We start from the raw sequence: 4413 nt of genomic DNA, 5'->3' as shown, positions 1-4413 counted from the left end.
AGGATCTTCACCACCAGAATCGCCATTCCGATCGCGGATTCAGCCGCAGCCACGGTCAGGATGAAGAACACGAAGATCTGTCCGCCCGCGTCACCGAGGTAATGCGAGAAAGCAATGAAGTTCATGTTGACCGCCAGCAGCATCAGTTCGATCGCCATCAGCAGCACGATGATGTTCTTGCGGTTCAGGAAGATGCCGACGATCGAGATCGCGAACAGGATCGCGCCGATGATCAGGTAGTGGGAGAGCGTGATTGCCATGATTCTTGATCGCCCTTCTTAAGATTGTTGACCGTCGGCCGCCGCATCGGCAGCAGGCGCGTTGCGGGTGGATTCGGCCTTCATGCTGACCAGGCGCACGCGGTCGGATGCCTTGACCTTGACCGCCTGGGCCGGGTCGAAGTACTTGCTGTCCTTGCGGCGGCGCAACGTCAGCGCCACAGCGGCGACGATGGCCACCAGCAGGATCACGGCAGCGATTTCAAAGGCGTACACGTATTCGGTGAAGATCAGCTTGCCCAGCGGCTTGGTCTGGCCGATGGTGTCGGCGGCGGCCGGCACCTGCGACTCCGAGACCCAGAAGCTGCGCAGCAGCACGGCGGCCATTTCCAGCACGATGATCACGCCGATGGTGGCGGCCAGCGGGAAGTAGCCCCAGAAGCCCTCTCGCAACTTGTCCATGTTGATATCGAGCATCATCACCACGAACAGGAACAGCACCATCACCGCACCCACGTAGACCAGCACCAGCACGATGGCCAGGAACTCGGCCTTGAGCAGCATCCAGAGACCGGCCGCCGAGAAGAACGACAGCACCAGGAACAGCGCCGCGTGCACCGGGTTGCGGGCGGTGATGACGCGCATGGCGGCGATCACGAGGATCACGGCGAACGCGTAGAACAAGACAGTTTTAAATTCCATAATCAACCAGAAGTTGGTTCATTCAATCAGCACCGGAACTGCACGCCAACACCTTCAGCTGCAATTCCATCGCACTACATCCATCCCAAGCACTTCGATCCTGCCCTGCCCGGCCGCCTCAGGCGGCCCGGCAGTCCCGATCAACGGTAGGCGGCGTCGGCAGCACGGGCTGCGGCGATTTCGTTTTCGTAGCGGTCGCCCACTGCCAGCAGCATTTCCTTGGTGTAGTACAGGTCGCCCCGCTTTTCACCGTGGTATTCCAGGATATGCGTTTCGACGATCGAGTCGACCGGGCAGGACTCTTCGCAGAAACCGCAGAAGATGCACTTGGTCAGGTCGATGTCGTAGCGGCTGGTGCGACGGGTACCGTCGGCACGCTGCTCGGATTCGATGGTAATAGCCATCGCCGGGCAGACCGCTTCGCACAGCTTGCAGGCGATGCAGCGTTCTTCACCGTTGGGGTAGCGACGCAGTGCGTGCAGACCACGGAAACGCGGCGACATCGGTGTCTTTTCCTCGGGGAATTGCACCGTGATCTTGCGCTTGAACAGGTAGCGACCGGTCAGGGCCAGGCCCTTGAACAGTTCGCGGAGCATCAGGCTGCCGAAAAAATCCTTAATAGCTTCCATTTTTAGCCTCAGCCTTCAATCTTATTTCCAGATATTCCAGGGCGACTGGATCCAGATCGCCACGACCACCAGCCACACCAGGGTCAGCGGAATGAACACTTTCCAGCCCAGACGCATGATCTGGTCATAGCGGTAGCGCGGGAACGAAGCGCGAATCCACACATACAGCGACAGGAAGAAGAAGGTCTTCGCACCCAGCCAGATCCAGCCAGGAATGAAGTCCAGCGCTGCCACCGGTGCCGACCAGCCGCCGAAGAACAGCAGCGAGGTCAGGATGGAGATCAGGATCATCGCGGCATATTCAGCCAGGAAGAACATGGCGAAGGACATACCCGAGTATTCGATCATGTGACCGGCCACGATTTCGGATTCGCCTTCGACCACGTCGAACGGGTGACGGTTGGTTTCAGCCACGCCGGAGACGAAGTAGATCACGAAGATCGGCAGCAGCGGCAGCCAGTTCCAGGACAGGAAGTTCAGGCCCATGCTGGCGAACTGGCCTTTGGTCTGGGTCAGGACGATGTCGGTCATGTTCAGGCTGCCCGAGACCATCAGCACCACCACCAGGCAGAAGCCCATGGAGATTTCGTAGGACACCATCTGTGCCGAGGCGCGCATCGCACCCAGAAAGGCGTACTTCGAGTTGGAGGCCCAGCCGGCGATGATGATGCCGTAGACTTCCATCGAGGTGATCGCCATCAGGTACAGCAGACCGGCGTTGACGTTGGCCAACACATGTTCCGGCGAGAACGGCACCACAGCCCAGGCGGCCAGCGCCGGCATGATGGTCATCACCGGTGCCAGGTAGAACAGCGCCTTGTTGGCCTTGGACGGGGTCGAGATTTCCTTGAAGATCAGCTTGACGGCGTCGGCGATAGGTTGCAGCAGGCCGGCGGGACCCACGCGGTTCGGGCCCAGACGCACGTGCATCCAGCCGATCAGCTTGCGCTCCCAGTAGGTCATGTAGGCCACGCACAGCAGCAGCGGCACCAGCACCACGATGACCTTCACCAGAGTCCACAGCAGCGTGAACAGCGCCGGACCCAGCGTCGCCGGGCCGATGGTATTGATTTGGGCGATCAGGTGATCCATTTACGCTTTCTCCACGACGATTGCGCCAAACATGCCGCCCAGTGCAGCGGTGGAGGCGTGCGCAGCAGCGACGCGAACCACGTTTTCCGGCAGTTTCTTATCGATGGCCGCGGTCAGCGCAGCGCTGCCCTGACCTTGCTTGACCTTGACCTGGTCGCCTTCAGCCACGCCCAGCTTGGCGGCCAGAGCAGCCGACAGCCATGCCTTGGGGGCCTGACCATCGCGGGTTTCCAGCAGCGCAGCGGAACGGCGGGCGATCGCGTCAGCGAAGTAGATGGGCACATCGGCCACGCGTTCCAGCGCGCCGGCGGCGGCCGACACGGCCTGGACCGGCAGCGAGGCAGCGTTGCCCAGGCGGGCCGACAGGTCGGTTTCCTTGCCCAGCAGTTCGTCGCGGATGGACTCGGACGTCTCGTAGTCGAAGTTTTCCAGGCCCAGCAGGTTGCCCAGCACGCGCAGGACCTTCCAGCCCGGACGTGCATCGCCGGCCGGCTTGACGGTGCCGTTGAAGCTTTGTGCACGGCCTTCAGCGTTGACGAAGGTGCCGGAGGTTTCGGTGAACGGTGCGATTGGCAGCAGCACGTCGGCGTAGTCGGCGCCATGCTGGTAGGCCGACATCACCACGACCATGTCGGCCTGATCCAGGGCGGCACGGGCGGCTTGCGGGTTCTGGCTATCCAGTTCCGGCTCGGCGTTCAACAGCAGGTAGGCCTTGCGCGGCTGTGCGAACACGGCAGCAGCGTTGGCGCCCTTGCCCGGAGTCGGCACGGCGTTGGCCAGGTAGCCACCGACAGCGTTGCCGCCTTCGGTCAGCACGCCCAGCTTGGCGCCGGTCTGTTCGGCGATCCATTGGGCCGCAGCGTGCAGTTGCGACGCTTGCGGATGCTGGACGGCGGCGTTGCCCAGGAACACGGCCTTGGACTCGCCCGACAGCAGGCTGGCGGCGGTTGCCTTGGCAGCGTCGGAGGCGGTCACGCCGGCGTAGGCGGCAGGAGCGGCCACACCCTTGGCTTCGGCCACGGCCACAGCCACTTCAGCCAGCGCGCCCAACCATGCGGAGGGGGCGGCGATGATCTTGTTGGCGATCGGCATCAGCAGATCGTCGTCGGTGGCGTGCAGCACGCTGACCTTGGCGCCGCTCTTGGCCGACTGGCGCAGGCGAGCCGACAGCAGCGGGTGATCCTTGCGCAGGAAGGAACCGATCACGAAGACGCGGTTCAGCTGCGAGAACTCGACGATGGACATGCCCAGCCACGGCTTGACCTGACCATCCAGGGCGAAGTCGGATTGACGCAGACGGAAATCGACGTTGTCCGAACCGACACCGCGCACGACCTTCTGCAGCAGGTTCAGTTCTTCCAGCGTGGAGTACGGGGTACCCAGCGCGGCGATGGCGTCAGCGCCATGTTCGTGACGGATGTTGCGCAGGCCGTGGGCGACGTATTCCAGCGCGGTCTGCCAGTCCACTTCCTGCCACTTGCCGTCCTGCTTCAGCATCGGCTTGGTCAGGCGTTGCTCGCTGTCCAGCGCTTCGTAGGAGAAACGGTCCTTGTCGGAGATCCAGCACTCGTTGACTTCTTCGTTTTCGAAGGGCAGCACGCGCATGACCTTGCCGCCCTTGACCTGGACGATCAGGTTGGCGCCGACGCTGTCGTGCGGGCTCACCGACTTGCGACGCGACAGTTCCCAGGTACGGGCGCTGTAGCGGAAGGGCTTGGAGGTCAGCGCGCCGACCGGGCACAGGTCGATCATGTTGCCCGACAGCGCGGAGT

5 protein-coding genes are annotated in these 4413 nt (G+C 62.5%); all 5 read right to left on the bottom strand.

Translation table 11 applies throughout. The annotated features are described in order from the left end of the window. Positions 1-260, bottom strand: a 260-nt coding sequence (gene nuoK, locus ACIPHN_RS24985) for an NADH-quinone oxidoreductase subunit NuoK (RefSeq protein ID WP_400441663.1), incomplete at its 3' end; no start/stop codon positions are given. 18 nt (positions 261-278) lie between these two features. Beyond that, the gene (locus tag ACIPHN_RS24980) at positions 279-920 is read right to left on the bottom strand and encodes an NADH-quinone oxidoreductase subunit J (RefSeq protein ID WP_400441661.1); all 642 of its coding nucleotides are present in this window, start codon (positions 918-920) and stop codon (positions 279-281) included. Between the two features lie 140 nt (positions 921-1060). Beyond that, on the bottom strand, positions 1061-1549 hold the full coding sequence (gene nuoI / locus ACIPHN_RS24975) for an NADH-quinone oxidoreductase subunit NuoI (protein WP_006712947.1): 489 nt from the start codon (positions 1547-1549) through the stop codon (positions 1061-1063). A gap of 21 nt (positions 1550-1570) precedes the next feature. Continuing rightward, complete coding sequence (nuoH, locus tag ACIPHN_RS24970) at positions 1571-2641, bottom strand: NADH-quinone oxidoreductase subunit NuoH (RefSeq protein ID WP_400441658.1); 1071 nt, start codon at positions 2639-2641, stop codon at positions 1571-1573. Beyond that, positions 2642-4413: molybdopterin-dependent oxidoreductase (locus tag ACIPHN_RS24965; protein WP_400441655.1), on the bottom strand; the 1772-nt coding region annotated here is incomplete at its 5' end.

Source organism: Herbaspirillum sp. NPDC087042 (assembly GCF_044745245.1).
Lineage (GTDB): Bacteria > Pseudomonadota > Gammaproteobacteria > Burkholderiales > Burkholderiaceae_D > Herbaspirillum.
This window is presented reverse-complemented; position numbering and strand designations above follow the sequence as displayed.